This window comes from Pantoea sp. GM01, from assembly GCF_000282675.1.
GTDB lineage: Bacteria > Pseudomonadota > Gammaproteobacteria > Enterobacterales > Enterobacteriaceae > Pantoea > Pantoea nemavictus.
Genome location: NZ_AKIU01000055.1, coordinates 1 through 26,541, shown reverse-complemented (window position 1 = coordinate 26,541; position 26,541 = coordinate 1). Strand labels below are relative to the sequence as shown.

At 57.3% G+C, this 26,541-nt stretch carries 26 protein-coding genes and 1 riboswitch; of the genes, 17 read left to right on the top strand and 9 right to left on the bottom strand.

Annotation, left to right across the window (positions count from 1 at the left end; translation table 11 throughout):
• Positions 1-6: 6 nt before the first annotated feature.
• Positions 7-483, bottom strand: coding sequence for a kinase inhibitor (locus PMI17_RS16100; protein ID WP_007890610.1), 477 nt, complete (start codon positions 481-483; stop codon positions 7-9).
• A gap of 28 nt (positions 484-511) precedes the next feature.
• Entirely contained in the window at positions 512-1,807 is a 1,296-nt protein-coding gene (bioA, locus tag PMI17_RS16095; RefSeq protein ID WP_007890609.1) for an adenosylmethionine--8-amino-7-oxononanoate transaminase, read from the bottom strand.
• An 88-nt stretch (positions 1,808-1,895) separates the two neighbouring features.
• On the opposite strand from bioA, the gene bioB reads away from it, so the two are divergent.
• The 4 genes from bioB to bioD are packed head-to-tail and all read left to right on the top strand — an operon-like array spanning position 1,896 to position 5,486.
• Complete coding sequence (gene bioB, locus PMI17_RS16090) at positions 1,896-2,927, top strand: biotin synthase BioB (protein WP_007890608.1); 1,032 nt, start codon at positions 1,896-1,898, stop codon at positions 2,925-2,927.
• On the top strand, positions 2,928-4,079 hold the full coding sequence (gene bioF, locus PMI17_RS16085; protein ID WP_007890607.1) for an 8-amino-7-oxononanoate synthase: 1,152 nt from the start codon (positions 2,928-2,930) through the stop codon (positions 4,077-4,079). It begins immediately after the preceding gene.
• Entirely contained in the window at positions 4,063-4,818 is a 756-nt protein-coding gene (bioC, locus tag PMI17_RS16080; protein WP_007890606.1) for a malonyl-ACP O-methyltransferase BioC, read from the top strand. Before bioF ends, bioC begins: the two co-directional genes overlap by 17 nt.
• Positions 4,815-5,486 (top strand): dethiobiotin synthase, encoded by a 672-nt coding sequence (gene bioD / locus PMI17_RS16075; RefSeq protein ID WP_007890605.1) that lies wholly within the window; start codon positions 4,815-4,817, stop codon positions 5,484-5,486. The genes bioC and bioD overlap by 4 nt, the downstream gene beginning before the upstream one ends.
• Positions 5,487-5,563: 77 nt before the next feature.
• Here the strand turns inward: bioD and PMI17_RS16070 are convergent, their stop codons facing one another.
• Positions 5,564-6,280 (bottom strand): ABC transporter ATP-binding protein, encoded by a 717-nt coding sequence (locus tag PMI17_RS16070; RefSeq protein ID WP_007890604.1) that lies wholly within the window; start codon positions 6,278-6,280, stop codon positions 5,564-5,566.
• 904 nt (positions 6,281-7,184) lie between these two features.
• On the opposite strand from PMI17_RS16070, the gene uvrB reads away from it, so the two are divergent.
• Positions 7,185-9,206: an excinuclease ABC subunit UvrB gene (gene uvrB, locus PMI17_RS16060; RefSeq protein ID WP_007890603.1), complete on the top strand. Its 2,022-nt coding sequence runs from the start codon at positions 7,185-7,187 to the stop codon at positions 9,204-9,206.
• 37 nt (positions 9,207-9,243) lie between these two features.
• Here the strand turns inward: uvrB and yvcK are convergent, their stop codons facing one another.
• Positions 9,244-10,146, bottom strand: coding sequence for a uridine diphosphate-N-acetylglucosamine-binding protein YvcK (gene yvcK / locus PMI17_RS16055; RefSeq protein WP_007890602.1), 903 nt, complete (start codon positions 10,144-10,146; stop codon positions 9,244-9,246).
• Positions 10,147-10,341: 195 nt separating this feature from the next.
• A riboswitch (molybdenum cofactor riboswitch) is annotated at positions 10,342-10,477 on the top strand.
• On the opposite strand from yvcK, the gene moaA reads away from it, so the two are divergent.
• The 7 genes from moaA to PMI17_RS16020 all read left to right on the top strand — a co-directional run bounded on the left by moaA (position 10,467) and on the right by PMI17_RS16020 (position 15,109).
• The gene (gene moaA, locus PMI17_RS16050) at positions 10,467-11,453 is read left to right on the top strand and encodes a GTP 3',8-cyclase MoaA (RefSeq protein WP_007890601.1); all 987 of its coding nucleotides are present in this window, start codon (positions 10,467-10,469) and stop codon (positions 11,451-11,453) included. Its footprint overlaps the riboswitch before it by 11 nt.
• Before the next feature lie 17 nt (positions 11,454-11,470).
• The gene (moaB, locus tag PMI17_RS16045; RefSeq protein WP_007890600.1) at positions 11,471-11,986 is read left to right on the top strand and encodes a molybdenum cofactor biosynthesis protein B; all 516 of its coding nucleotides are present in this window, start codon (positions 11,471-11,473) and stop codon (positions 11,984-11,986) included.
• A gap of 2 nt (positions 11,987-11,988) precedes the next feature.
• A complete protein-coding gene (gene moaC, locus PMI17_RS16040) occupies positions 11,989-12,474 on the top strand; it encodes a cyclic pyranopterin monophosphate synthase MoaC (RefSeq protein WP_007890599.1) in 486 nt (161 codons plus the stop codon).
• Positions 12,467-12,712, top strand: a complete 246-nt coding sequence (moaD, locus tag PMI17_RS16035; RefSeq protein WP_007890598.1) for a molybdopterin synthase sulfur carrier subunit — start codon at positions 12,467-12,469, stop codon at positions 12,710-12,712. Before moaC ends, moaD begins: the two co-directional genes overlap by 8 nt.
• The gene (gene moaE, locus PMI17_RS16030) at positions 12,712-13,167 is read left to right on the top strand and encodes a molybdopterin synthase catalytic subunit MoaE (RefSeq protein ID WP_193372782.1); all 456 of its coding nucleotides are present in this window, start codon (positions 12,712-12,714) and stop codon (positions 13,165-13,167) included. The genes moaD and moaE overlap by 1 nt, the downstream gene beginning before the upstream one ends.
• Positions 13,168-13,247: 80 nt before the next feature.
• Positions 13,248-14,342: a DUF1615 domain-containing protein gene (locus PMI17_RS16025; protein WP_007890596.1), complete on the top strand. Its 1,095-nt coding sequence runs from the start codon at positions 13,248-13,250 to the stop codon at positions 14,340-14,342.
• 59 nt (positions 14,343-14,401) lie between these two features.
• Complete coding sequence (locus PMI17_RS16020) at positions 14,402-15,109, top strand: Bax inhibitor-1/YccA family protein (RefSeq protein ID WP_007890595.1); 708 nt, start codon at positions 14,402-14,404, stop codon at positions 15,107-15,109.
• Positions 15,110-15,181: 72 nt separating this feature from the next.
• On the opposite strand, the gene PMI17_RS16015 is transcribed toward PMI17_RS16020, so the two are convergent.
• From PMI17_RS16015 to PMI17_RS16005, 3 genes are read right to left on the bottom strand one after another with little or no spacing between them, the layout of a single operon-like run.
• Positions 15,182-16,156, bottom strand: coding sequence for a lysylphosphatidylglycerol synthase domain-containing protein (locus PMI17_RS16015; protein ID WP_007890594.1), 975 nt, complete (start codon positions 16,154-16,156; stop codon positions 15,182-15,184).
• Positions 16,156-17,400 (bottom strand): cardiolipin synthase ClsB, encoded by a 1,245-nt coding sequence (clsB, locus tag PMI17_RS16010; protein ID WP_007890593.1) that lies wholly within the window; start codon positions 17,398-17,400, stop codon positions 16,156-16,158. Before clsB ends, PMI17_RS16015 begins: the two co-directional genes overlap by 1 nt.
• Complete coding sequence (locus PMI17_RS16005) at positions 17,397-18,158, bottom strand: endonuclease/exonuclease/phosphatase family protein (RefSeq protein ID WP_007890592.1); 762 nt, start codon at positions 18,156-18,158, stop codon at positions 17,397-17,399. Before PMI17_RS16005 ends, clsB begins: the two co-directional genes overlap by 4 nt.
• A 177-nt stretch (positions 18,159-18,335) precedes the next feature.
• Here PMI17_RS16005 and PMI17_RS16000 point away from each other — a divergent pair, with 177 nt between their 5' ends.
• From PMI17_RS16000 to PMI17_RS15985, 4 genes are all read left to right on the top strand, one after another.
• The gene (locus tag PMI17_RS16000) at positions 18,336-18,728 is read left to right on the top strand and encodes a YbhQ family protein (protein WP_007890591.1); all 393 of its coding nucleotides are present in this window, start codon (positions 18,336-18,338) and stop codon (positions 18,726-18,728) included.
• A 215-nt stretch (positions 18,729-18,943) separates the two neighbouring features.
• Entirely contained in the window at positions 18,944-20,335 is a 1,392-nt protein-coding gene (gene rhlE, locus PMI17_RS15995) for an ATP-dependent RNA helicase RhlE (protein WP_007890590.1), read from the top strand.
• Between the two features lie 4 nt (positions 20,336-20,339).
• Positions 20,340-21,290: a tRNA dihydrouridine(16) synthase DusC gene (gene dusC / locus PMI17_RS15990; protein WP_007890589.1), complete on the top strand. Its 951-nt coding sequence runs from the start codon at positions 20,340-20,342 to the stop codon at positions 21,288-21,290.
• Positions 21,291-21,473: 183 nt separating this feature from the next.
• Entirely contained in the window at positions 21,474-22,679 is a 1,206-nt protein-coding gene (locus tag PMI17_RS15985; protein WP_007890588.1) for an MFS transporter, read from the top strand.
• On the opposite strand, the gene ppk2 is transcribed toward PMI17_RS15985, so the two are convergent.
• On the bottom strand, positions 22,676-23,596 hold the full coding sequence (ppk2, locus tag PMI17_RS15980) for a polyphosphate kinase 2 (RefSeq protein WP_007890587.1): 921 nt from the start codon (positions 23,594-23,596) through the stop codon (positions 22,676-22,678). The genes PMI17_RS15985 and ppk2 overlap by 4 nt on opposite strands.
• A gap of 12 nt (positions 23,597-23,608) precedes the next feature.
• Complete coding sequence (locus PMI17_RS15975; RefSeq protein ID WP_007890586.1) at positions 23,609-25,219, bottom strand: inorganic phosphate transporter; 1,611 nt, start codon at positions 25,217-25,219, stop codon at positions 23,609-23,611.
• A gap of 165 nt (positions 25,220-25,384) precedes the next feature.
• Between PMI17_RS15975 and PMI17_RS15970 the strand changes: the two genes are divergently transcribed.
• Positions 25,385-26,410 carry a transporter gene (locus PMI17_RS15970; RefSeq protein ID WP_007890585.1) on the top strand — a complete coding sequence of 342 codons (1,026 nt, stop codon included), beginning with the start codon at positions 25,385-25,387 and terminating at the stop codon, positions 26,408-26,410.
• Positions 26,411-26,541 lie beyond the last annotated feature (131 nt).

Genomic DNA, 26,541 nt, shown 5'->3' with positions numbered 1-26,541 from the left:
TTTATATCAGGCATACTTTACGGTAATTGATGCACTCGCCAGCGCATGAAAATGCACGTTAAAGCCGACCATCGCGCCGCTGGCACCTTCATCCACTTCAATCTTGTCGGTATCCAGCGCATGCACCGTAAAGATGTAGCGATGCGATTCGCCCTGCGGGGGGGCCGCACCACCATAGCCGGTTTGGCCAAAATCGGTGCGCGTCTGAATGGCGCTCTCCGGCAGCTCTGCCACGCCAGAACCGGCACCTTGCGGCAGCACGGTCACCTCGGCGGGGATGTTCGCTACCACCCAGTGCCACCAGCCGGAACCGGTTGGCGCGTCGGGATCGTAGCAGGTCACGACAAAGCTCTTAGTGCCCGCCGGGACATCATCCCACGCCAGATGGGGTGACAAATTGTCGCCCTGATAACCCATGCCGTTGAAAACGTGTCGTTCTGGCATCTTATCGCCATCGTTAAAATCCTGGCTGAATACGCGCATGATCTCTCCTGTTTAGTGTGCAGTGTTCTCAATCATGGTGGAAATGCGCCGCAACATCCAGTGCCGCGCTGAGCGCTTGCGTCAGCTGCGTCAGTTCGGCGGCAGAAATCAGATAAGGTGGCATCAGATAAATGAGGCGGCCAAACGGGCGAATCCACACGCCGCGCTCGACGAAGAACTGCTGCAGCGCCGCCATGTTCACCGCCTGATGGGTTTCGACAACGCCAATGGCGCCCAGCACGCGCGCATCGGCCACCGCGCTATGGCTGCGCAGCGGCAGCAGCTCGGCCCGCAGCTGCTGTTCGATAGCCGCTACCTGTGTCGTCCAGTGACCTTCATTAATCATTGCCAGACTTTCCACCGCCACCGCACAGGCCAGCGGATTGCCCATAAAGGTTGGGCCGTGCATAAAGCAGCCAGCCGCGCTGCGGCTAATGGTATCGGCGACTTCCCGCGTGGTTAGCGTGGCGGAGAGCGTCATGGTGCCGCCGGTGAGCGCTTTGCCGAGGCAGAGAATGTCCGGCGTGATACCCGCATGTTCGCAGGCGAACAGTTTGCCGCTGCGGCCAAAGCCGGTGGCGATCTCATCGGCAATCAGCAGTAAACCGTAGCGATCGCACAGCGCACGCACCTGTTGCAGATAACGCGGGTGATAGAAGCGCATGCCGCCCGCGCCTTGCACAATCGGTTCGAGAATGACTGCGGCAATCTCGCGATGATGCGTTTCTGCCAGCTGCGCGAAATCGGCGAAATCCGCCTCATTCCACCCATCATCGAATGCGCACTGCGGCGCATTGGCAAACAGGTGTTCCGGCAGATAACCGCGCCACAGGCTGTGCATCGAGTTTTGCGGATCGCACACCGACATGGCGGCAAATGTATCGCCGTGATAACCCCGCTTCAGCGTGAGAAATTTCTGCCGCGTTTGATTGCGTCCCAGCCAGTATTGCAGCGCCATTTTCATCGATACTTCGACGGCGATCGAACCCGAATCGGCGAGGAATACGCACTCCAGCGCGTCGGGCGTCATGGCAATCAACTGGCGGCTCAGCTCAACCGCTGCCGGGTGGGTAATACCGCCGAACATCACGTGCGACATCTGCGCCATTTGCTGCTGCAGCGCCTGGTTGAGACGCGGATGGTTGTAGCCGTGAATCGCCGCCCACCACGACGACATGCCATCAACCAGTTCACGTCCATCGGCCAGCTGCAGCTGGCAGCCGTGCGCTGCCACAACCGGATAACAGGGCAGGGGATCGCGCATCGACGTATAGGGATGCCAGATATGCTGGCGGTCAAAGTTGAGGTCGTCCTGAGTGAACATGCGTATTGTAAACCATTTTAAAAAGATTTAGTTTACAAGTATAACCACGTTAATCGTCGGGATGAACCCCCTTTTTTTGGAGTAAGCAATGGCAAACCGCTGGACACTGACACAAGCTCAGGCACTGTTCGATAAACCTTTCCTTGAGTTGATGTTTGAAGCGCAGCAAGTGCATCGTCAACATTTCGATCCGCGTCAGGTACAGGTCAGTACGCTGCTGTCGATCAAAACCGGTGCCTGCCCGGAGGACTGTAAATATTGTCCGCAAAGCGCGCGCTATAAAACCGGTCTGGAATCTGAGCGTCTGATGGAGGTGGATGCGGTGCTGGAATCGGCGCGCAAAGCCAAAGCAGCGGGCTCAAGCCGTTTCTGCATGGGTGCGGCGTGGAAAAACCCGCACGAGCGCGATATGCCGTACCTGCAGCAAATGGTGCAGGGCGTAAAAGCGATGGGCATGGAAACCTGTATGACGCTCGGTACGCTGGATGGCAGCCAGGCGCAGCGCCTGGCTGAAGCCGGCCTCGATTTCTACAACCATAACCTCGATACCTCGCCAGAGTTTTACGGCAACATCATCACCACGCGCAGCTATCAGGAGCGTCTGGATACGCTGGATAAAGTACGCGGCGCGGGCATAAAAGTGTGTTCGGGCGGCATCGTGGGCCTGGGTGAAACGGTGAAAGATCGTGCGGGCCTGCTGGTGCAGCTGGCCAATCTGCCAACGCCGCCGGAGAGCGTGCCGATCAACATGCTGGTGAAGGTGAAAGGCACGCCGCTGGCGGATAACGATGATGTTGAACCGTTCGATTTCATCCGCACCATCGCGGTGGCGCGCATCATGATGCCATCCTCGCACGTGCGTCTTTCTGCCGGGCGCGAGCAGATGAGTGAGCAGACTCAGGCGATGTGCTTTATGGCCGGCGCCAACTCGATCTTCTACGGCTGCAAGCTGCTGACCACGCCAAACCCGGAAGAGGATAAGGATCTGATTCTGTTCCGCAAACTGGGTCTCAATCCAGAACATACTGCGACCACGGCGGGTGATAATGAGCAGCAGTATCAGCTCAGCGAGCAGCTGCTGCACGCCGATACCGAGCAGTTCTACAACGCGGCAGTGTAAATGGGCTGGTCACAACGTATCGATCAGGCGCTGGCGGCACGTCGAGCGGCCGATGGCTGGCGGCAGCGACGTCCTGTTGCGCACAACAGCGTGCGCGAAATTACGCTGGAGGGTCAGCGTTATCGCCACTTCTCAAGCAATGATTATCTCGGATTGAGTCAGCATCCGGCGGTCATCGCTGCATGGCAGCAGGGCGCGGCTGAATCGGGCGCGGGCGCGGGTGCATCCGGACACGTTACCGGTTACAGCCGTCATCACGCACAGCTCGAGGAGCAGCTGGCCGACTGGCTCGGCTACTCGCGCGCGCTGCTGTTTATCTCGGGATTTGCCGCCAATCAGGCGGTGATCCATCTGCTGGCAGAGAAGCAGGACCGCATCTTTGCCGATAAGCTGGCGCACGCTTCGCTGCTGGATGCCGCCAGCCATAGCCCGGCGAGTCTGCGTCGCTTTGCGCATAATCAGCCAGAGAGTCTGGCGAAACTGCTGGCTACGCCGGCGGACGGCGGCACGCTGGTGGTGACCGAAGGTGTGTTCAGCATGGATGGTGACAGCGCGCCGCTTGCTGCTATCGCGGAACAGACGCGGCGCGGCAACGGCTGGTTGCTGGTGGATGATGCGCACGGTATCGGTGTTACCGGTGCACAAGGACGCGGCAGCTGTTGGCAGCAGCAGGTGAAACCGGAGCTGCTGATTGTCACCTTTGGTAAAGGATTTGGCGTCAGCGGCGCCGCGCTGCTGTGCGATGACGCCACCGCCGATTATGTCGAACAATTTTCACGCCATTTGATCTACTCCACCGCGATGCCACCGGCGCAGTGCTGCGCGCTGCTGGCGGCGCTGCGGCAGATTCAGCAAGGCGATGCGCTGCGTGAGCGGCTGCACAGCCACATTGCGCGCTTCCGCGCGGGCGCTGCGGATTTGCCGTGGCAGTTAGGCGCATCCAATAGCGCCATCCAACCCTTAATCATCGGCGAAAACAGTGCGGCGCTGGCGTTGTCGCAGCGGCTGGCGCAAGCCGGCTGTTGGGTAAGCGCGATTCGTCCGCCTACCGTGCCACCGGGCACGGCGCGGCTGCGTATCACGCTCACGGCTGCGCATCATACCGATGACATAGATCGTTTGCTGGAGGCGCTGTATGACGCTGCAGGTTAACAAACAGGCGGTGGCGCAGGCATTTGGTCGGGCGGCACCGCATTATGAACAGCATGCGCAGCTACAGCGACTGAGCGGCGAGGCGTTGCTGGCGCTGGCTCCGGCCGGTTTTGGTCCGCATCTGCTGGATGCCGGCTGTGGTACCGGCTGGTATAGCCGCTACTGGCGCGATCGCGGATGCACGCTGACGGCGCTCGATCTCTCACCCAACATGCTGCAAACGGCGCGCGAGCGACAATCGGCGCATGACTATGTGCTGGGTGATATTGATGATCTCCCGCTCGCGGATGCCAGCGTTGACGGCGTGTGGAGCAACCTGGCGGTGCAGTGGAGCAGCGATCTGCGCACTGCGCTGCAGCAATGCTTGCGCGTCACGCGGCCGGGCGGCACGGTGCTGTTTTCCACGCTGCTCGACGGTTCGCTGCATGAAGTGCATCAGGCGTGGGCGCAGCTGGATGGTCGTCGTCACGCTAATCGTTTCCTCAGCGCCGCGCAGTTTCATGCCGCCACTGCCGCCCTGCCGATGCAGGCAGAGCAGCAGATCGTTACGCTGCATTTCCCGAGCGCGCTCAGCGCGATGCGCTCCCTGAAAGGCATTGGTGCCACGCATCTGCACGATGGACGCGGCGCCAGCGCAGTGACGCGTTCCCAGTTAGCTCAACTTGAACAGTATTGGCCGCAGGATCAGGCCGGATATCGCCTCAGCTATCACCTGATGTATGGAGTTTTAACGAAATGACACGTTGGTTTATTACCGGAACCGATACCGAAGTAGGCAAAACCGTGGCCAGCGGTGCGCTGTTGCAGGCAGCCAGTGCCGCAGGGTTGCGCACCGCAGGTTACAAGCCGGTAGCATCCGGCTGCGAAATGACGCCGGACGGCATCCGCAACAGCGATGCGCTGGCATTGCAGCGCTACAGCAGCCTGGCGCTGCGTTACGAGCAGGTGAATCCACTGGCGTTCCTCGAACCGACATCGCCGCATATTATCAGTGCGGAAGAGGGCAGGCCGATCGCGTTTGCGGCACTGTCAGCGGGTTTGCGCGCGCTGGAGCAGCAGGCGGAGTGGATATTGGTTGAGGGCGCGGGCGGTTGGTTTACGCCGTTATCTGAGACGCAAACTTACGCCGATTGGGTGGAAGCCGAGCAGTTGCCGGTGATCCTGGTGGTGGGCGTTAAGTTAGGCTGTATCAACCATGCGATGCTCACCGCCGAAGCGGTAAAAGCGCGCGGGTTACGTCTGGCGGGCTGGATAGCTAATGATATCCAGCCGCCGGGCAAACGCCATCAGGAATATATCGCCACGCTGCGACAACGTATTGACGCGCCGTTGCTGGGTGAGATCCCGCATCTTACTGATGAGGCGCAGCACGCCGAGTGCGGGCGCTATCTGACACTACCGCAATAAACCAGGTCGCCATAAATGGCGACCCTACGGTGCTTGATGCGGTTTTGTAAGGTCGCCATTTATGGCGACCTGGATATCTAAGTCGCGGTTAACCACTTACTCACGGTAACGTCATCCAGCTGCGCCACTTTGCCGTGCGCTACGTTGCGTCCGCGATGCAGCAGCAGGAAGTAGTCGGCGACGCGACGAACGAAGGATACGTGCTGCTCCAGCAGCAGAATCGTCAAACCATATTCCCGGTTGAGCCGACGAATCAGATTGCCCATCTCCTCCTCCAGCCACGGCGACATCCCTTCCGTCGGCTCATCCAGAATCACCAGCTTCGGTTGCAGCACCAGCGCGCGCGCCAGCGCCAGATGTTGCTGCTGATCCATCGGTAACTCGCCGCTGCGTTGATGGCGCAGTGAATAGAGCGCAGGAAACAGATCAAACACCATTTCAGGAATGGCGCGGCTGCGATCGTCCTGTGCCGCCATCAGGGCAATCAGTAAGTTATCCTCCACGCTCATCTGCGAGAAGATATGCCGACCTTGCGGCACATATCCAATGCCGGTGCGGGCGCGCAGCTCCGCGGGCTGCAGCAGCAAATCTTCCGGGGGTGAGCCATCCTCCTGCCAGGTCATAGAACCGCTGTTAATCGGCAAACGACCCATGATGCAGTTGACTAACGTGGTTTTGCCCATGCCTGGACTGCCCAGCACGCCCGTGCAGGTGCCGGGTGGCAGATCGAGATCCACATCCCATAGGATGTGGTTTTGACCGTAAAACTGATTCACCGAACGTAAACTCAGCATCTGACATACTCCTTCCAGATTATTAGCCTGAATGCTCCCGCTCTGTGTCGTCTGGCATACAGTCGTGCACGATTGATGGACACCATTGTCGTCGGCAATAGCCGATATGGACTCGTCACTCCATACCGCTAATCATTGCAATTCCCAGGCCAGGTTAAAGATATAAGCGGGTCATCGTCTGAAACCGAGCAAATAAGCGCTTAAAAGTTGAGTAACGCTTAACAATTCCAGACGGTGATAAATCGGCTGCACTTTGACGGTGCTGACTGCTCAACGTTTCTGGTGCATCTGATCGTTCGTAAAGCACGCACTGAAGAAATAAGTGGCCTTAACGGCGGGTTTTTCTACGCGGAAACGCCCGTTGATGGGCAAAAAGAGGAGGTTAATGCGACACGCAATGAGAGAAAAATAAATACGAAAATAAATTTTTTCGCCCTTAAAAAGACGCGGGAGAAAATTATACACAGCTGATGGGCTCGGGGCTGGATTCACTTATCCACCATTACTGTGGATAACCTTGTGCATTAGCGACTGAAAACCGGGCGCAAGCGAGTAAATTCGCGGCCTTCATACATTATGATGAGAATCTGGGCTTTTAGGTGAAATTTAATTAAAACAGCAGGTTAACTAAAATCAAGCATGCGATTTATCTGCCTTGTCATCAGACTGCAATTTAATGACACTCTATTGACAAATGTTAAAAGCGTCCTCCCTTTGGGGATAACATTGCGCAACAACAGCTTGCTGGTTGCCGCATAAATTGCACTGAAGAAAATCATCGGCACGTGCCATAATCGTGCAAGGTTACTGTGATTATGTCCAGTATTTTTTTCTGGCAAATTCGCCATAGCAGAGTAGAATTAGCAGCCTGCCCGCCGACTTCATCTGCTGGAACCGCCAAAACATGAGCAAAGCCTTTAAACTCAACTCCGCTTTCAAGCCTTCAGGCGATCAACCTGAGGCCATTCGCCGCCTTGAAGAGGGCCTTGAGGATGGGCTCGCGCATCAAACGCTGTTGGGCGTAACCGGCTCAGGTAAAACCTTTACCGTGGCGAACGTGATAGCTGACCTCAATCGGCCGACCATGGTGCTGGCGCCGAATAAAACCCTGGCAGCGCAGCTGTATGGCGAGATGAAGGAGTTCTTCCCGGATAACGCGGTGGAGTTTTTCGTCTCTTACTACGATTACTATCAGCCTGAAGCCTATGTGCCGAGCTCTGACACCTTTATTGAGAAAGATGCGTCGGTGAATGAACACATTGAGCAGATGCGTCTCTCGGCCACCAAAGCGCTGCTCGAGCGTCGTGATGTGATTGTGGTGGCCTCGGTTTCTGCCATCTACGGTTTGGGCGATCCAGACCTCTATTTAAAAATGATGCTGCACTTAACGCGCGGCATGATTATCGATCAGCGCAGCATTTTGCGTCGTCTGGCGGAGCTGCAATATGCGCGCAACGATCAGGCTTTCCAGCGCGGGACTTTCCGCGTACGCGGTGAAGTGATTGATGTGTTTCCGGCCGAATCGGACGATATTGCGCTGCGTATTGAGCTATTTGACGAAGAAGTTGAGCGGTTGTCGCTGTTCGATCCGCTCACCGGCCAGATTGACTCCGTCATTCCACGCTTTACCGTCTATCCCAAAACGCACTACGTGACGCCGCGCGAGCGCATTCTGCAGGCGATGGAAGATATCAAAGTTGAGCTGGTGGATCGCCGTAAGGTGCTGCTGGAGAACAATAAGCTGCTGGAAGAGCAGCGCATTTCTCAGCGTACCCAGTTCGATTTAGAGATGATGAACGAGCTGGGTTACTGCTCCGGTATCGAAAACTACTCGCGCTATCTTTCTGGCCGTGGACCGGGCGAGCCGCCGCCGACCCTGTTTGATTACTTACCGGCAGATGGTTTGCTGGTGGTCGATGAATCGCACGTGACCATTCCGCAGATTGGCGGCATGTATCGCGGCGACCGGGCGCGTAAAGAGACGCTGGTGGAGTATGGCTTCCGCTTGCCGTCGGCGCTGGATAACCGCCCGATGAAGTTTGAAGAGTTTGAGGCTTCAGCGCCGCAAACCATTTATGTCTCGGCGACACCGGGCAACTACGAGCTGGAAAAATCGGGCAGCGAAGTGATCGATCAGCTGGTGCGTCCAACCGGCCTGCTCGATCCGATTCTCGAAGTGCGTCCGGTGGCGACGCAGGTCGACGATCTGCTGTCAGAAATCCGCAAGCGTGTGGAGATTAACGAGCGCGTGCTGGTTACGGTGCTGACCAAGCGCATGGCGGAAGATCTCACCGAATATCTGGTAGAGCACGGCGAGAAGGTGCGCTATCTGCACTCTGATATCGATACCGTAGAGCGTATGGAGATCATCCGCGATTTGCGCCTCGGCGAATTTGATGTGCTGGTCGGCATTAACTTGCTGCGTGAAGGGTTAGACATGCCGGAAGTGTCGCTGGTGGCGATTCTGGATGCCGATAAAGAGGGCTTCCTGCGTTCTGAGCGCTCCCTGATTCAGACCATCGGCCGCGCCGCGCGTAACATCAACGGCCGGGCGATTCTCTACGCCGACAAAATTACCCCGTCGATGGAGCGCGCGATGGGCGAAACCGAGCGCCGTCGCGAGAAGCAGCAAAAATACAACGAAGAGAACGGTATCGTGCCGCAAGGGCTCAACAAGAAGATCACTGATATTCTTGAGCTCGGCAAAAATGTGGTAAAAACGCGCGGCAAAGGCAAAACCGCCTCGCGCACTGCGGCAGAAGCAGAAGCCAACTACATGGCGCTTACGCCACAGGCGATGCAGAAGAAAATTCACGAGCTGGAAGGGCAGATGCAGCAGCATGCGCAAAATCTGGAGTTCGAAGAGGCGGCCAGCGTGCGCGATCAGTTACATCAGCTGCGCGAACTGTTTATTGCTGCTTCGTAGTGCCTGCGTAGGGTGCGCATAAATGCGCACCTGGAAGCTAAACCGCTTGAATCGCGTGTTCTAGCGCGATGCGCAGCAGCTGGCGGTCGTGTCGATATTTAATATCGGCGGCTTCCAGCGGTTCGCGAATGATTAAGCGTTGTTCCACACCGGCAATATCCGCTGACGGCCCGACGACAATCGCATCAATCACCCGCTTGCCAATGGCTTTTTCCATGATCGCTAGCTTATCCGCGACATTCAGACTGGCGGCTGCCGGGCTCAATTCGCGGCCAAGATTGCCGATAAATACCATGGTGGCAGGCGTGCGACGCAGCGCACGCGCCATATCTTCCATCAACAAAATGGGCATCAGGCTGGTGTAAAAACTGCCGGGGCCGATCAGAATCAAGTCGGCTTCGCCTATTGCCTCGATCGCTTCACGCGTCGGCTGCACGTTGGGATGCAGCATCAACTCTTCGGGCGGCTGTCTCATTTCATCAATCGCAGTTTCGCCGTATACCATATTCCCTTCGCCATCCTGAGCCACCAGATCGACCGGCTGTTCCGACATGGGGATAAGAAATGCATCGACTTTGAGCAGATTGCGAATGATGTTAATCGCCTCCAGTGGCCTCACGCTGAGGTGATCCAGCGCTTTAAGCATCAGATTGCCAAGGTTGTGGCCAGCTAACTCGCCGTTACCGCTAAAGCGATACTCAAACATCGCCGTCGCTACGCTAGGTTCGGTAATCAATTGATTGATGCAGTTGCGCATATCACCCCAGGCAATGCCGCCTTCCGAGCGGCGAATGCGGCCGGTAGAACCGCCATTATCGGTGGTGGTGACAATGCCGGTTAAGCGCGAGCCTAACGGTGCTAATGCTGACATCACGCGGCCCAGGCCGTGTCCGCCACCCAATGCCACTACGCGATCCAAATCTGCCAGGGTTCGATTCATGTTTCTCCTTTGTTGCTGACGTCCTCGCGTTGAGGCGTAGTTGAACTGATGTGCATCAATATCTGTGAGATATTTTACCGTATCCTGTCGCGAAAATGCGGTGAAAATACGTTATGTATCAATATATATAGCGAAATTCACTGATGGATGCTAATCGCTAATCGCGCTACCATTCGTTTTAACCGTGTTGTCCACAATGACAACAAACTCCCAAGCCTGGTTTCCTAAGTCGTTAATGATATGGAATGCAGGCCGCAGCCTTGAGCTGCCAGGGTGCAGAAAGAAATGACTGCATCTCCCGACTTTGGAAAGGTGTTCAGGTGCCACAATTTACAGATGCCTACGCGCGCAGCTTTTACTATCTGCGCCTGTCGGTCACGGATGTGTGTAACTTCCGTTGTACCTACTGCTTGCCGAACGGCTACAAGCCGAACGGAACGCACAACAAGAGCTTTCTCTCGCTGGATGAGATTCGTCGCGTGACGCGTGCCTTTGCGGCCGCGGGCACCGAAAAAGTGCGTCTGACCGGCGGCGAGCCCTCCATGCGCCGTGATTTTACCGACATTATCGCGGCAGTGCGCGAAAACGACGCCATCCGCCAGATTGCGATGACCACCAACGGTTACCGCATGGCGCGCGATGTACGTGCCTGGCGCGCAGCCGGCCTCACCCATATTAACGTCAGCGTCGATAGCCTCGATGCGCGCCAGTTTCACGCCATTACCGGACAGGACAAATTTGCCGAGGTGATGGCGGGAATTGATGCCGCTTTTGATGCCGGTTTCGAGAAAGTGAAAGTCAACAGCGTGCTGATGCGTGATGTGAACAGCCATAGCCTCAGCACCTTCCTTGAATGGCTGCGCCTGCGGCCGATTCAACTACGCTTTATCGAGCTAATGGAAACCGGCGATGGCAGCGATCTGTTTCGCCGTCATCACATCTCCGGTGAAGTGATTCGCGATCAGCTGATCATGCAGGGCTGGCAGCGCCAGCCACGTGGCCGCAGCGACGGTCCGGCGCAGGTGTTTCGTCATCCCGACTATCAGGGCGAAGTGGGCCTGATCATGCCGTACGAGAAAGATTTCTGCGCCAGCTGCAACCGCCTGCGCGTTTCGGCGCTGGGCAACCTGCATCTGTGTCTGTTCGGCGATGGCGGCGTGTCGCTACGCGATCTGCTGGCGTCTGACGATCAGCAAGCGGAGTTGCAGGCGCGCATTGCGCATAGCCTTGGGCAGAAAAAGCAGACGCATTTCCTGCATCAGGGCAATACCGGCATCACGCAAAACCTCTCCTTTATTGGTGGCTAAACACAGGAGTTACGGCCATGGGTAAACCTTCCGGCGAATTTGTCGCCTTAAATGTGGCGGTGATGACCGTCTCTGACAGCCGCGATGCCAGCAATGACACCTCCGGCGATTTCCTGCGTGAAGCCCTGGCAGAAGCCGGGCATCAGGTGGTGGACCGCGCGCTGGTGCCGGACAACCGCTATCGCATTCGCGCCACGGTATCGCGCTGGATCGCCAGCGACGATGTGCAGGTGGTGATCGTCAATGGCGGCACCGGTTTTAACAGCAAAAACAGCACGCCTGAAGCCTTGCTGCCGCTGTTTGATCGCGAAATCGAAGGCTTTGGTGAGCTGTTTCGCATGATCTCCTATGAAGAGATTGGCAGCTCGACGCTGCAGTCGCGTGCTGTCGCCGGTTTGGCCAATCAGACGCTGATTTTTGCCGTGCCGGGATCGACCAACGCTTGCCGCAGCGGCTGGGAACGCATTATTGAAGATCAGCTGGATGCGCGTACGCGTCCGTGTAATTTTGTCTCTCATTTGAAGAAGTTGTAAGCATGTCATCCTTAACGCATATCAATGCCGCTGGCGAAGCCCACATGGTGGATGTCTCTGGCAAAACCGAAACGGTGCGTGAAGCCCAGGCCGAAGCGCTGGTGCTGATGAGCGCCGAAACGCTGCAGATGATTATCGACGGCAGCCACCACAAAGGTGACGTGTTCGCCACCGCACGTATCGCCGGCATTCAGGCGGCGAAACGTACCTGGGAACTGATTCCGCTGTGCCATCCGCTGATGTTGAGCAAAGTGGAAGTGACCTTAATTGCCGAACCGGAACACAACCGCGTGCGGGTGACCTCGCTTTGCCGCCTGAGCGGGAAAACCGGCGTCGAAATGGAAGCGTTGACCGCGGCGTCCGTTGCGGCGCTCACAATCTATGACATGTGCAAAGCGGTGCAGAAGGATATCGTCATCGACCAACTGCGTTTGCTGAGCAAAAGCGGCGGAAAATCCGGTGATTTCAAGGTGGTGAGCCATGATTAAGGTGCTGTTTTTTGCCCAGGTGCGCGAATTAACCGGTATCAGCACGCTGGAACTGGCGCCAGAATACGCCGATGTTGCCACGCTGCGTGCGGCGTTAGCCGGGAAGGGCGATCGCTGGGCGCTGGCGCTGGAATCGGGAAAACTGCTGGCCGCAGTCAATCAAACGCTGGTGCCAATGAGCCATCCGCTGCGTGCGGGTGATGAAGTGGCGTTCTTCCCACCGGTTACCGGAGGCTGATGATGGAGACGCGGATTCGGGTGGGTACAGCACCTTTCAACGTCGGTGATGAGTATGAAAAACTCTCGGCTGATGACAGCGATGGCGCGGTGGTGACCTTCACCGGTAAAGTGCGCAATCACAATCTCGGCGACGCTGTGGCGGCGCTGACGTTGGAACACTATCCCGGCATGACGGAGAAAGCGCTGGCGGATATCGTCACGGAGGCACGTCAGCGCTGGGCGCTACAGCAGGTGACGGTAATTCACCGCGTCGGCGAACTGTTTCCCGGCGATGAAATCGTGTTTGTCGGCGTCAGCAGCGCCCATCGCGGCAACGCCTTCGCCGCCACCGAGTTCATCATGGATTACCTGAAAACCCGCGCGCCGTTCTGGAAGCGGGAAGCCACCGCAGAAGGTGATCGTTGGGTGGATGCCCGCGATAGCGATCATCAAGCTGCCGAGCGCTGGAGCTAGCGCGCAAAATCCTCCCGCTCCGATAGCGGCAGGCCACTGAAAACGTTAAGGTACGGTTTTTGTTGGCGTCAGGGAGCAGGATGAAAACCACGAAGATGATAAAAGGCGCAGCATTGCTGGCTGCGCTAGTGCTGGCCGGTTGTAGCAGCAAAAAAGAGCCGCAGGCGCCGGCGCGTCAGCCCGCCGATGTCAAAAGCCAGATCCAGCAGTTGTTACCCAGCGACGTGAAACAAAAATCAGCCTGGGCCGACGATATCTATACCGCATTCCGCGTGCAGCAGATCGATGCCAGCGCCAGCAATATCTGCGCGGTGATTGCCGTCACCGACCAGGAATCTAACTTCAGCGCTGACGCGGAAGTGCCGGGGCTACCTAAAATCGCCTGGGGCGAAATCGATCGCCGCGCCGCGAAGGTGCATGTGCCGGCATTTCTGGTGCGTACCGCGCTGCTGATCAAATCGCCGAACGGTGAAAGCTATGCGGCGCGGCTGGATAAGGTGCGCAGCGAAAAAGAGCTGAGCGCCATCTTCGATGATTTTATCGATATGGTGCCGATGGGGCAGAAGCTGTTTGGTAACCTCAACCCGATTCATACCGGCGGCCCGATGCAGGTCAGCATTGAGTTTGCCGAAGCGCATGCGAAAGGTTATCCGTATGCAGTGGACGGATCGATTCGTCGCGAAGTGTTCACGCGACGCGGAGGCATCTACTTCGGTACGCTGCATTTACTGGGCTATCCGGCCGATTACAGTCAGCCGCTGTATCGCTTCGCAGACTTCAACGCTGGCTGGTACGCTAGCCGTAATGCCGCTTTCCAGGCCGCGATCGCCCGCGCCAGCGGCATTAAACTGGCACTGGATGGCGATCTGATCGTCTATGGCAGCGAGCAAGCCGGTTCTACCGAACTGGCGGTGCGCAGCCTGAGTAAGCAATTGGATATGAGCAATCGCGAAATTCGCCGCGATCTGGAGAAGGGCGATAGCGCCGACTTCGCCAGCAGCACGCTGTGGAAACAGACGTTTATTCTCGCCGATAAGATGGCCGGAAAACGTGTGCCGCGTGAGATGCTGCCGGGTATCAAACTGGAAAGTCCAAAAATCACCCGTAACCTGACCACCGCCTGGTTTGCCCAACGTGTTAACAGCCGCTATCAACAGTGCTTGACGCGCCGTTGACGCAAACGGGTGTACACTCCAAACTTACAGAGTTTGTCTAACATTTAATGAGGCGCTTCATGGATCGATATCCACGTAATGATTCAATCGTGCAGCAGGCATCCACCTCGCTGCAGACCTACATGGCGCAGGTGTATGGCTGGATGACCTGCGGCTTGCTGCTCACCGCGTTTGTTTCGTGGTTTGCGGCCCGCACACCTGCAGTAATGGAACTGGTGTTTGCCAACCGCATCACCTTCTTCGGCCTGATCATCGCCCAGCTGGCGGTGGTGTTTGTGCTGTCGGGCATGGTGCATCGTCTGAGCGGGGCGGTTGCCACCGCACTGTTTATGCTTTATTCGGCGCTGACCGGCTTAACCATGGCGAGTATTTTCCTCGTCTACACCTATTCATCCATTGCCAGCACTTTCTTTGTAACGGCCGGAATGTTCGGGGCGATGAGCTTCTACGGCTACACCACTAAGCGCGACCTGAGCCGCTTTGGCAGCCTGCTGTTTATGGCGCTGATTGGTATTCTGCTGGCGTCACTGGTGAACTTCTGGCTGAAAAGCCCGGCGTTGATGTGGGCGATTACCTATATCGGCGTGGTGGTGTTTGTGGGTTTAACCGCCTATGACACGCAGAAGCTGAAAGCGATTGGCGAGAACATCAATGTGAACGACAAAGAGAACCTGCGTCGCACCTCAATTATGGGCGCGTTAACGCTGTATCTCGACTTCATCAACCTGTTCCTGATGCTGTTACGCATCTTCGGCAACCGCCGTTAAACCTCGCATATCTTCGTAGGGTCGCCATTCATGGCGACCAGGTCGGCATCAATGCCGACCCTACGATGATCTTTAACGCGAAACCGATTTTTCCATCTTCTGCTCATTCTTCTGCCGCAAATGCTTCGCGCGACTCTCCAGCCACAAATAGAGCACCAGCGCCACCAGCAAGGGGAGGATGAAATAGAGTACGCGATAGGCCAGCAGCGCCGCGATAATGGTGCCGTGAGAAGCATGTTGCCCACTCAGCAGCGCCAGGAAAACCGCTTCGAGCACGCCAATCCCGGCCGGAATATGAATAATCACCCCGGCGATGCTGCTGATTAACAGCACGCCCAGCACGATGGGGTAATCCACCTGGCGCGCCAGCAGCAGCCAGATAATCATCCCCATCACCATCCAGTTGGCGCAGGATACCGCAAACTGGAACAGCGCCATGCGCAGTGAAGGCAGCTGCAGATGCTGGCCTTTCACCGTCCAGCGCCGCTTCTTCGAGAAAGCACAGGCCCACAAATAGATGGCGACTACCACCAGTAACGCCGCACCAATGATGCGCAGCGTGGTTTCACCAATGAACCAACCGGAAGGGATTGGCACCATGCCGGCCGAAAATACCACGCCGGCCAGTAAAATGTAGCCAAGCCAGTTGGTGGCGATACTTAGCGAGAAGATGCGCGTGATGGTGTTGCCGGGTAAGCCAAGCCGGGAATAAAGTCGATAGCGCATTGCCACGCCGCCAACCCAGGTACTGAGCGTCAGGTTGAAGGCATAGCAGATAAACGACACCAGCATTACCTGACGCTTTGCCAACTTATGGCCGCAGTAGGCGCGGCCAATCAAATCGTACAATCCGTAGGTCAGATAACTCACCACCACCAGCGCGGCAGCGCTGAGCACCACGTAACGGTTGTAGCCGACGATGACGGTGTAAACATCTTCCCAGTTCACCTTGCGCGCATAGACCACCAGCAGCACAATTACTGCGATAAAAAACAGCCAGGTGAGGATTTTCTTCGCCAGTTGCCAGCGCGGATTCTTTTTCGACATTAGGGTTTTGCTCCTGGATTGTCAGTTTCGACCCGATCCTGCGTTTCCATTTCGGGTTGGACGGGCGGAGCAACCTGTGACAGGCGCGGCGTATGTGCAGGCAGCCAACCGGCGATGGCCGGAAAGTGGCGTAAAAAGTGGAACACAATGATGCCTTTAGTGAGCTGCCACCAGTTGCGCGGCGGCAGCTTGTCATCTTCTACCCGCACGCAATCGTGTTGCAACAGCAGTTCAAGATTTTCACGCAACGTCTGATTGAAGGCGCGATCGTGAACCATCAAATTCGCTTCCAGGTTGAGCGATAGGCTCAGCGGATCGAGGTTGCTCGATCCCACCGTTGACCACTGTTCATCTTGCACCGCGATTTTACCGTGCAGCGGGCGGCGGCAATATTCATACACCTCTACGCCGCCATCGACCAGATAGTTGTACAGCAGCTCGGCGCCCACTTTAACGATCGGCATGTCGGGTTCGCCTTGCACAATCAGTCTGACGCGCACGCCGCGTTGGGCCGCGCTGCGCATCTCACGCAGCAGGCGATAGCCCGGGAAGAAGTAGGCGTTGGCAATAATCACATCCTTCTTCGCCTTGCGCAGCATGGCGAGATAATGCTGCTCGATATCGTCGCGGTGCTCATCGTTATCGCGATAGACAAATAGCACCTGCGCCTCGCCAGGCATGGCGTTGACCGCCGGACGATGCGATCGTCCGCCCCACCAGCGCCGCGTGTGCTGTTCGCTGCCCATCTGCTGCTGAACATATTGCGTGATATCCAGCACCACGGGACCTTTCACTTCCACCGCATAATCCTGCTTGGACTGCGCGCCGTAATCGGTGTTGTGTTCGGCAGAGAAGTTAATGCCACCCACGAAGGCGATCACCTCATCGATCACCACAATTTTGCGATGCAGGCGGCGGAACACATTGGTACGCATGCCGAGCACCAGCGGACGGGGATCGTAATAGATAAAGCGCACACCCGCCGCCGTCAGGCTATCGACAAACCTGTCCGACAAATCCGGTGAGCCGTAGCCATCCACCATCACTTCAATTTTCACGCCGCGCTGGGCTGCCTGCAGCAAGGCTTCATGCAGATCGGTACCGACTTCATCCTCGAACAGGATAAAGGTTTCCAGCAGCAGCGTGCGCTCGGCCCGCTGAATAGCGCCTAAAACGCGCGGAAAAAATTGGTCACCATTTTCTAACAGACGGAGCTGATTACCGTCGCGCCAACTAAAACTCATAAGAAAATCTCCACCGCTAACGGCGCGTGATCGGACAGGTGGGACCAGGGTTTCACCGGTAACGCCCAAGGCTTGCTCACCGTAGCGTTACGGATGTAGATACGATCGAGCCTGAGCAGGGGGAAACGGGCCGGAAAGGTGCGAGCGGGGCGGCCGTTTTTCATGCTGAACACTTCTTCCAGCCCAGCAGCACGCTTGAGAAAACGATTCGCGCGCACCTGCCAGTCGTTAAAATCACCGGCCACCACCAGCGGCGCATCCGGCGGCAGCGCATCAATGATGTCGCACATCATCTTCATCTGCGCCTGACGATGCTTCTCTTTCAGCCCCAGATGCACGCAAAACACATGCAGCGGCTCGGCACGATCCGGCAGACGGATTTGGCAGTGCAACATGCCGCGTTTCTCCGTTCCGGCGACAGAAATGTCGCGGTTTTCATATTCAATAATCGGGAAACGTGACAATATCGCGTTCCCATGGTGTCCCTCGGGATAAACGGCGTTTCGGCCATAGGCAAAATCGTCCCACATGGTATCGGCCAGAAACTCATAATGTGAGGTTTCCGGCCAGTTTTCGATGTGCAGCGAATGGATAGCGTGGGTGCCCATCACCTCTTGCAGGAAGACAATATCCGCTGATGTTGCGCGGACAGCGTCGCGCAATTCCGGCAGGATAAAGCGACGATTAAAGCTGGTGAACCCCTTGTGGGTATTGATCGTCAGGACTTTAAATGAAAATCCTTGCTTATTTTGTGGCATACTGCGACGCGCTCCTTTTCATCATCAACAGCACAAAGTGTAGTCTTTGTCACAAATGAAGGGTGTTAAGGGCAGAAAATTAGGGCGTAATCCGAAATTTGCTTTACATTGAGGACGTTCGTCTGGCCTCCAGCCAGATACACTTGGGCGACCTGTTGGGTCTGCCAGGAGAAGAGAATGAAATGGTCTAATCGTGTTCAGATTGTTACCGGACAAACCTGTTTGCACATTGCAATGCACCTATTGGTGATTGCCGCATTGGTTTGGGGCTGGAAACATAGGGCGCTGGTTGAAGTGAGCAGTACCCTGGTGGCAGCTTATGCGGTGGTATTTATTACCATGCTGGTCATGCAGCGTAGTGCCCGTTTACGTAGAATGGGTGATTCCCTCGAAGAGGTGACCACCACTTACTACTTTGGCGCAGCGATGTTAACGCTGTTCCTGATCTCCCGCTTTATCCACAACAACCTGCTGATTGGTATCCTCGGCGTGGTGATGTTAGTCGGACCGGCGCTGGTTTCGCTGCTGGCAAAAGAGCCGGTGCAGCGCATCGAGAAGAAGCGCAGTTGATCGATTGATGTCCGCAGCGATGCGGACCAGACGAAGAGGAGCCGCATGCGGCTCCTTTTTTTATGGATGCTGTCAACGCGGAAAGCTGCTAAACTCGCGCCCTTACGCATGGTAGTTTGTGCCCTTTTCACACGTGAGCCCCGCGCTTGCGTCATATCCCTCCTGAAAACTACACCGCTAACGGCGGTCAGGACGGTTCGGAGTAATACACCTGCATGTCATTTGACTCTCTCGGCTTAAGTGCCGATATTTTGCGTGCGGTAGCAGAACAAGGCTACCAAGAGCCGACGCCGATTCAGCGTCAGGCGATTCCTGTGGTGCTGGCTGGTCGTGACCTGCTGGCGAGCGCCCAAACCGGTACGGGTAAAACCGCCGGCTTTACGCTGCCGTTGCTGCAGCGTCTCACGGCGAAACCGTCCACGGCGCGTGGCCGTCGTCCGGTACGTGCGTTGATTCTCACCCCGACCCGCGAGCTGGCGGCTCAGGTTGGCGAGAACGTGCGCGAATACAGCCAATATCTGGATATCCGTTCGCTGGTGGTTTTCGGCGGCGTGAGCATCAACCCGCAGATGATGAAACTGCGCGGCGGCGTTGACGTGCTGGTGGCGACACCGGGCCGTCTGCTCGATCTGGCGCATCAGAATGCGGTCGATCTGTCGCAGGTCGAAATCCTCGTGCTGGATGAAGCGGATCGTATGCTCGATATGGGCTTCATCCATGACATCCGTCGCGTGCTGGCACGTCTGCCCGCCAAGCGTCAGAACCTGCTGTTCTCCGCGACTTTCTCTGACGAGATCAAAACCCTGGCGGAAAAACTGCTCACCAACCCAGAGCAGGTTGAAGTGGCGCGTCGCAACACCGCGTCTGAGCAGGTTTCACAACAGGTCCATTTTGTTGATAAGAAGCGCAAGCGGGAACTGCTGTCGCTGATGATTGGTCGTGATAACTGGCAGCAAGTGCTGGTGTTCACCCGTACTAAACACGGCGCCAACCACCTGGCTGAGCAGCTGAATAAAGACGGCATTACCGCCGCCGCTATCCACGGTAATAAGAGCCAGGGTGCACGTACCCGCGCATTGGCTGACTTCAAATCCGGCGGCATTCGCGTGTTGGTGGCAACCGACATCGCGGCGCGCGGCCTCGACATCGAAGAGCTGCCGCACGTAGTGAACTACGAGCTGCCGAACGTGGCGGAAGACTATGTGCACCGTATCGGTCGTACCGGTCGTGCAGCCGCTACCGGCGCAGCACTGTCGCTGGTGTGCGTGGATGAACACAAACTGCTGCGCGATATCGAGCGTCTGCTGAAGCGTGAAATCCCGCGTATCGAGCTGCCAGGTTTCGAAGTCGATCCAAGCATCAAAGCCGAGCCGATTCAGAACGGTCGTCAGCAGCAGGGCGGCGGTCGTGGTCAGGGCCAGGGACGTGGTCAAGGCCAGGGTCGCGGTCAGGGCGGCAACGTCTCGCGTCCGCACAGCGGCAATGCGCCACGTCCGCAGGGTGAAGCGCGTTCAGCGCGTCGTCCAGCGCAGGGCGCGAGCCAGGCTGCGCCAGCGGCGAACAGCGGTCGTCGTCGTCCGGCACCGAAGAAAACCGGGAACGCCTAACGCTATGAGGGTTTTGCTGGCGCCGATGGAGGGCGTGCTCGATTCGCTGGTGCGTGAGCTGCTCTCTGGGGTGAATGATTATGACTTATGCGTGACCGAGTTTTTGCGCGTGGTCGATCAGCTGCTGCCGGTAAAATCCTTCTATCGTTTGTGTCCTGAGCTGCATAACCACAGCCGCACGCCGTCAGGCACGCGCGTTCGTATGCAACTGCTTGGGCAATATCCTGAGTGGCTGGCGGAGAACGCTGCGCGCGCGGTGGAACTCGGTTCCTGGGGCGTTGACCTCAACTGCGGTTGTCCGTCGAAGCTGGTGAACGGCAGCGGCGGCGGCGCCACCTTGTTGAAAGATCCCGAACTGATCTATCGCGGTGCGAAAGCGATGCGTGAAGCGGTGCCGGATCATCTGCCGGTGACGGTGAAAGTGCGCTTAGGCTGGGATTCCGGCGGTCGTCGCTTTGAAATCGCCGATGCCGTGCAGCAAGCCGGTGCCAGTGAGCTAGTGGTGCACGGCCGTACCAAAGAAGATGGCTATCGCGCCGAAAGTATTAACTGGCAGGCGATTGGCGAAATTCGCCAGCGTCTGCGCATTCCGGTGATTGCCAACGGTGAAATCTGGAACTGGCAGGACGCACAGGATTGCATGCGCATTACCGGCTGTGACGCGGTGATGATTGGACGCGGTGCACTCAACGTGCCGAATCTGGCGCGCGTGGTGAAGTACAACGAAGCGCCGATGGCATGGCCTGACGTTGTCGCTTTGCTGCTGAAGTACACCCAGCTGGAGAAGCAGGGCGATACCGGCATGTATCATGTGGCACGCATCAAGCAGTGGCTGGGCTATCTGCGCAAGGCGTATCACGAAGCCGATGGCTTATTCAGTGAAGTCCGCACCCTCAAAGTCTCCGCCGAAATCGCCACGGCGATTGAGCGGCATGCGTCGGCAATTGCCGTTTAACTCACATTATGCACATTTCGTAGCGGCGCAATTTATTGCGCGATAAATCGCGCCGCTACGAAATGTGTGTTCATTATTTCCTGAACCTGATTAAAACTTTATAACTAAAAAATCCGCGATCTATTAGCAGGCTAAGGTTATAGTGACGACTCAATTTCGCCACCGTTCCCGACGCCACCTTCCATGTCTGACGCCGCTGTACTGAGTAACGCTCAGTTAAATAAACGTATTCTCTCCGTCATTGTCTTCACCTTCTTTTGCTACCTTTCGGTGGGGTTGCCGCTCGCGGTGCTGCCGGGATTTGTGCATAACCAGCTTGGATTCAGTTCATTCATCGCCGGATTAATCATCAGTCTGCAATACTTCGCCACGCTACTCAGTCGCCCGCACTCCGGTCGTCTGGCGGATCGCTTTGGTCCAAAGCGCGTGGTGATGATGGGATTGGTGTTCTGCGGTATGAGCGGCGTGTTGTCGATTATCGCCGCCCTGTGCAGCGATGTGCCGATGCTGAGCCTGGCGCTGCTGGCGGCGGGGCGGCTGTTCCTCGGCGTGGGCGAAAGCTTCAGCAGCACCGGCTCCACGTTGTGGGGTATGAATATTGTCGGCCCGCTGCAAACCGCGCGCGTCATCTCGTGGAACGGCGTTGCCACCTATTTCGCCATGGCGATCGGTGCGCCGCTCGGCGTGCTGCTTAATCAGTGGTTCGGCATCAGCGGCTTTGCCGGTTTGGTGGCGATCATGGGCATTGTCGGTTTCTGGATGGCGAGCCGCAAAGCGGGCGTCAACGTCACCGCGGGCGTGCGTATTCCGTTTCATCGCGTGGTCAGCCGCGTGTGGATGTTTGGTCTGGCGCTGGGCTTTGGCACCATCGGTTTCGGCGTCATCTCCACCTTTATCACCCTCTATTTTGCCAGCCGTGACTGGAGCGGGGCGGCGTTCGCGCTCACCTTGTTTAGCCTCGGTTTTGTGATCGTGCGCCTCGGTTTTGGTCGCTACATCACCCGCTTTGGTGGCCTGAAAGTGGCGCTGGTGTCGTTCGTGCTGGAGTGCGCCGGATTACTGCTGATTTGGCAAGCCGATAGCGTGTGGCTGGTAGATTTAGGGGCATTCCTTACCGGCGGCGGTTTCTCGCTGGTGTTCCCGGCGCTTGGCGTCGAAGCGGTGAAGCGAGTGCAGCAGCAGGATCAAGGTTCGGCGCTTGGCACCTATTCAGCCTTTCTCGATTTAGGGCTGGGATTAACCGGGCCGGTAGCGGGTTTATTGATTGGACATTGGGGCATGCAGTCGGTCTATCTGGCGGCGGCGCTGATGGTGCTGGGCGCGTTTGCGCTGACGCTGCGTCTGCAACTGCAGCACGGCCGCCAGGCAGCCGTGCAAACGAGTCATTAATATTTTTCGGGCACCACCATGTGCTCGGGCACCGGCGCGCGACGATAGTCTTCAGAACGTTCGCGCGTCGGTAACATAATCGGTTTGGCTTCACTCTCTTCGTACGGCATTTGCTGCAGCAGATGGCTGATGCAGTTGAGGCGCGCGCGCTTCTTATCCACGCCCTGTACCACCCACCACGGCGCTTCGGCAATGTTGGTGCGCTCCAGCATCTCCTCTTTCGCCTCGGTGTAATCTTCCCAGCGGCGACGGCTTTCGAGATCCATGGGGCTCAGTTTCCACTGTTTGAGCGGATCGTGGATGCGGCTAAGGAAGCGCAGCTCCTGCTCTTCATCGGTAATGGAGAACCAATATTTGATGATCTGGATGCCGCTGCGCGTCAGCATTTTTTCGAACTCGGGCACGCTGCGGTAAAACTCCTCCACTTCATCTTCGTTGCAGAATCCCATTACGCGCTCAACGCCCGCACGGTTGTACCAGCTGCGGTCAAACATCACGATCTCACCGGCGGCGGGCAGGTGAGCGATATAGCGCTGAAAATACCATTGGGTTTTTTCACGATCGTTGGGCGCGGGCAGGGCGGCCACGCGGCAGGTGCGCGGATTGAGGCGCTGGGTGATACGTTTGATCACGCCGCCTTTGCCCGCCGCATCGCGGCCTTCAAACAGAATCACCACGCGATGACCGGTACGCATCACCCAATCCTGTAGCTTCACCAGCTCGCCCTGCAGATGCAGCAGTTCGCGGAAATAGCGGCGACGGAACGCCTTATCGCTATCGTCCTGTGGCGCAGCGCTATCGTTAAAACGCAGGTCATCCAGCTCCATCTCCAGCTCTTCGTCGTAGCTGTCGTAAAACTCCTGCAGCAGACGCTGGTTAAAGGTCTCGCTGTGGAAGCTGTTATCGTGTGTCGCCATCATTTTCTCCCATTACAGGTGGATAAACAGGGCGTAAAGCAGCCCCGAAAGTAACACGGAAACCGGCAGCGTCAGCACCCATGCCATCGCCAGATTGCGGAGGGTCGAGAGTTGCAGGCCTGAACGGTTGGCGGCCATTGATCCGGCGACGCCCGAAGAGAGCACATGGGTGGTGGAGACCGGCAGGCCAAATGCGTCGGCCGCGCCGATGGTGGCCATCGCCACCAGCTCGGCGCTGGCACCCTGCGCGTAGGTCAGGTGGGTTTTGCCAATGCGCTCACCCACGGTCACCACAATGCGGCGCCAGCCGACCATGGTGCCGAGGCCCAGCGCAATCGCCACCACCACTTTCACCCACATCGGGATAAAGCGCGTGGCAGCATCCAGCTCTTTCTTCACCGCCGCCAGGTTGCGCGCAGTCTCTTCCGGCAGCGCGACCTTGGCCGTTTGCAGATGCTTAATGGTTTCGGAGGCCAGATACATGTCGTTGCGCGTGTTGGTCACCGCCTGCGCCGGGATGTTCTCCACCGCGCCATAGCGGCGAATCTGCTCACCGATATCGCCCAGCATCATGCCGAGCGCGGGCAGTACCTGCGGACGGTTTTGGCTGGTGCGCACGAATTCGGTTAGCACCTCGCGCGGGACAGGCATTGCGGCGGGCGCCGGTTGCAGCGTCAGCAGCTGCTGTTCGGTTACCTGGGTTAAGGCGGCGACGCGCGGAATTTGCTCCGGCGGCAGCGAGCGGTTCAGGGCGTAGGCAATCGGCATGGTGCCGACCAGAATCAGCATGATTAAGCCCATGCCTTTCTGCCCGTCATTCGAGCCGTGCGCAAACGAGACGCCGGTGCAGGTGAGAATCAGCAAACCGCGAATCCATACCGGCGGTGGCAGATTGCCTTTGGGTGCTTCATACAGTTGGCGATTGCGGATAAACGCTTTCATCGCCAGCAGCAGTAACCCGGCGCAGATAAAGCCGACCACCGGCGACAGCAGCAGCGCGTAGCCCACTTTAATCGCCTGATCCCAATCGACCCCGCTGGTGCCGCTGCGGCCATGCAGCAAGGCGTTCGCCACGCCCACGCCGATGATCGAACCGATCAGCGTATGGGATGACGAAGCCGGCAAGCCAAGATACCAGGTGCCCAGGTTCCAGATAATCGCCGAGAACAGCAGGGCGTAAACCATGGCAAAGCCGTGGCCGCTGCCCGCTTGCAGAATCAGCTCAACTGGCAGCAGCGAGATAATGCCAAATGCCACCACGCCGCTGGAAAGCAGCACGCCAAGAAAGTTACAGAAACCCGACCACATCACCGCCGCGCCGGGTGACAGCGAATGGGTATAAATCACCGTGGCGACGGCGTTGGCAGTATCGTGGAAACCGTTCACAAATTCAAAGCCGAGCGCGATGATCAGCGCGACGCCAAGCAGCAGGAACGGCGTATAGCTGGTGACCGGTGCGCCGGTCTCTTCAACGTCATTAAACAGATTGATGCCGGCATACAGCAGGCCGGCAATCAGCAGTAGGACAAAGATCAGACGTGAAGCCGGACCGTTGCCGCGGTTAAGGTTCGGGCGTCCGCTGTGGGACGAGGAGGTTGATGCAGGGAAACTGTTTTCAGCCATAAAACACCTCGGTGTTAAATCACGATGCTCGAACGGCACCCTTTGACTTCCAGTGTGATACGGGGTTTGTATGACAGAATGATGATGGCGAACCAACGGTGTCATCTTGCTGCAACATCCCTGTCGCACGCTGTGGATCTGACCGCTCTGGAATAACCTGCTGCTATGCTCCAGCCCGTTTTACCGCTTGCCTCGCTGCCGGACTTCAATAACGAAGTGGCCGGACTGATTCATGGTTATCTGTTTACGCCTGAGTTGCCGCCACAGCGGCTGAATGCGCGCGAAGCCGCTCAGCTGGCGCAGCAACAGCTGCCAGCGTCATACTTTATCTGGCTGCACATCAACCTTAATCACGCGCGTGCTGAACGCTGGGTTCAGGACCACTTTGGCGTAGATCACGACTTTTTCGATGAGATACATTCGGCTTCACCGCGCACCCGTTTAGCACATCAAAACGACGCGCTGTTGGCGGTGCTCAATGACGTCACCTTCAGCAAAGAGGAGCGCAGCACACAGAACGCCACGCTGTGGATGTGGTGCTGCCCGCATGTGGTGGTAACCGCACGTTTTCGCCCGGTTGGCATGATCGAACGCATGCATCAGCAGATCGACCGCCTGCAGTTTGCCGACGCTGACGCGATGCTGTTGTGGCTGCTCGGTGAGCAGGAAGCCCAGCTCGAGCAGGTGGTGCGTCGCTCCAGCCAGGCGGTGGATGCGATTGAAGAGCGTTTGCTCAGTGCGGCGATCAAAACCAATCGCCGTGAACTGGGGCAGCTGCGCCGCATGTTGCTGCGCGTGCAGCGCCTGCTGGCGCCGGAACCGGCGGCGCTGTTTCGTCTGCTGAATCGACCGCCTAAATGGCTGAAGCGCGAACCGCTGGGTGAGCTGCGTATTTTCACCGAAGAGTTCAGCGTGGCGCTGAATGATTTGGCCAGTTTGATGGAGCGCATTCGCCTGCTGCAGGAGGAGATTGCCGCGCGCCTGATGGAACAGAGCAACCGCACGCTGTTTTTACTGACGGTGATTACCGTACTGGCGCTGCCGATCAATATCGTGGCAGGCTTTTTTGGTATGAACGTCGGCGGCATTCCGCTGGCCAATAATCCGCACGGCTTTCTGCTGCTGGTGCTGGTGGTGCTGGCATTTACGCTGGTGGCGGGCTGGTTGGCATTTCGGCGACCGCGTGATTGAGCGCTTAAGCACGCGTCAAGCAGTGAATTGGCATCGCAGGGGTTCCGCCCGCTAAGCATCCGGCAGTTTCAGAATGAGTGAAGCCGGCGGCCGGGCTAAGGTCCGAAGGCGCGGACCTTAGCAATCCGCGC

Excerpts from the sequence above, each read along its gene's own strand:
- ppk2 (WP_007890587.1), bottom strand. The coding sequence starts at position 23,596 with ATGGCGACACACGATAACAGCTTCCACAGCGAGACCTTTAACCAGCGT.
- PMI17_RS15975 (WP_007890586.1), bottom strand. The coding sequence starts at position 25,219 with ATGGCTGAAAACAGTTTCCCTGCATCAACCTCCTCGTCCCACAGCGGA.
- PMI17_RS16020 (WP_007890595.1), top strand. The coding sequence starts at position 14,402 with ATGGATCGATATCCACGTAATGATTCAATCGTGCAGCAGGCATCCACC.
- moaE (WP_193372782.1), top strand. The coding sequence starts at position 12,712 with ATGATGGAGACGCGGATTCGGGTGGGTACAGCACCTTTCAACGTCGGT.
- PMI17_RS16000 (WP_007890591.1), top strand. The coding sequence starts at position 18,336 with ATGAAATGGTCTAATCGTGTTCAGATTGTTACCGGACAAACCTGTTTG.
- bioA (WP_007890609.1), bottom strand. The coding sequence starts at position 1,807 with ATGTTCACTCAGGACGACCTCAACTTTGACCGCCAGCATATCTGGCAT.
- PMI17_RS16100 (WP_007890610.1), bottom strand. The coding sequence starts at position 483 with ATGCGCGTATTCAGCCAGGATTTTAACGATGGCGATAAGATGCCAGAA.
- PMI17_RS15970 (WP_007890585.1), top strand. The coding sequence starts at position 25,385 with ATGCTCCAGCCCGTTTTACCGCTTGCCTCGCTGCCGGACTTCAATAAC.
- PMI17_RS15985 (WP_007890588.1), top strand. The coding sequence starts at position 21,474 with ATGTCTGACGCCGCTGTACTGAGTAACGCTCAGTTAAATAAACGTATT.
- moaB (WP_007890600.1), top strand. The coding sequence starts at position 11,471 with ATGGGTAAACCTTCCGGCGAATTTGTCGCCTTAAATGTGGCGGTGATG.
- moaC (WP_007890599.1), top strand. The coding sequence starts at position 11,989 with ATGTCATCCTTAACGCATATCAATGCCGCTGGCGAAGCCCACATGGTG.
- bioF (WP_007890607.1), top strand. The coding sequence starts at position 2,928 with ATGGGCTGGTCACAACGTATCGATCAGGCGCTGGCGGCACGTCGAGCG.
- rhlE (WP_007890590.1), top strand. The coding sequence starts at position 18,944 with ATGTCATTTGACTCTCTCGGCTTAAGTGCCGATATTTTGCGTGCGGTA.
- clsB (WP_007890593.1), bottom strand. The coding sequence starts at position 17,400 with ATGAGTTTTAGTTGGCGCGACGGTAATCAGCTCCGTCTGTTAGAAAAT.
- PMI17_RS16015 (WP_007890594.1), bottom strand. The coding sequence starts at position 16,156 with ATGTCGAAAAAGAATCCGCGCTGGCAACTGGCGAAGAAAATCCTCACC.
- bioB (WP_007890608.1), top strand. The coding sequence starts at position 1,896 with ATGGCAAACCGCTGGACACTGACACAAGCTCAGGCACTGTTCGATAAA.
- dusC (WP_007890589.1), top strand. The coding sequence starts at position 20,340 with ATGAGGGTTTTGCTGGCGCCGATGGAGGGCGTGCTCGATTCGCTGGTG.
- uvrB (WP_007890603.1), top strand. The coding sequence starts at position 7,185 with ATGAGCAAAGCCTTTAAACTCAACTCCGCTTTCAAGCCTTCAGGCGAT.
- bioC (WP_007890606.1), top strand. The coding sequence starts at position 4,063 with ATGACGCTGCAGGTTAACAAACAGGCGGTGGCGCAGGCATTTGGTCGG.
- moaD (WP_007890598.1), top strand. The coding sequence starts at position 12,467 with ATGATTAAGGTGCTGTTTTTTGCCCAGGTGCGCGAATTAACCGGTATC.
- PMI17_RS16025 (WP_007890596.1), top strand. The coding sequence starts at position 13,248 with ATGAAAACCACGAAGATGATAAAAGGCGCAGCATTGCTGGCTGCGCTA.
- PMI17_RS16005 (WP_007890592.1), bottom strand. The coding sequence starts at position 18,158 with ATGCCACAAAATAAGCAAGGATTTTCATTTAAAGTCCTGACGATCAAT.
- yvcK (WP_007890602.1), bottom strand. The coding sequence starts at position 10,146 with ATGAATCGAACCCTGGCAGATTTGGATCGCGTAGTGGCATTGGGTGGC.
- bioD (WP_007890605.1), top strand. The coding sequence starts at position 4,815 with ATGACACGTTGGTTTATTACCGGAACCGATACCGAAGTAGGCAAAACC.
- PMI17_RS16070 (WP_007890604.1), bottom strand. The coding sequence starts at position 6,280 with ATGCTGAGTTTACGTTCGGTGAATCAGTTTTACGGTCAAAACCACATC.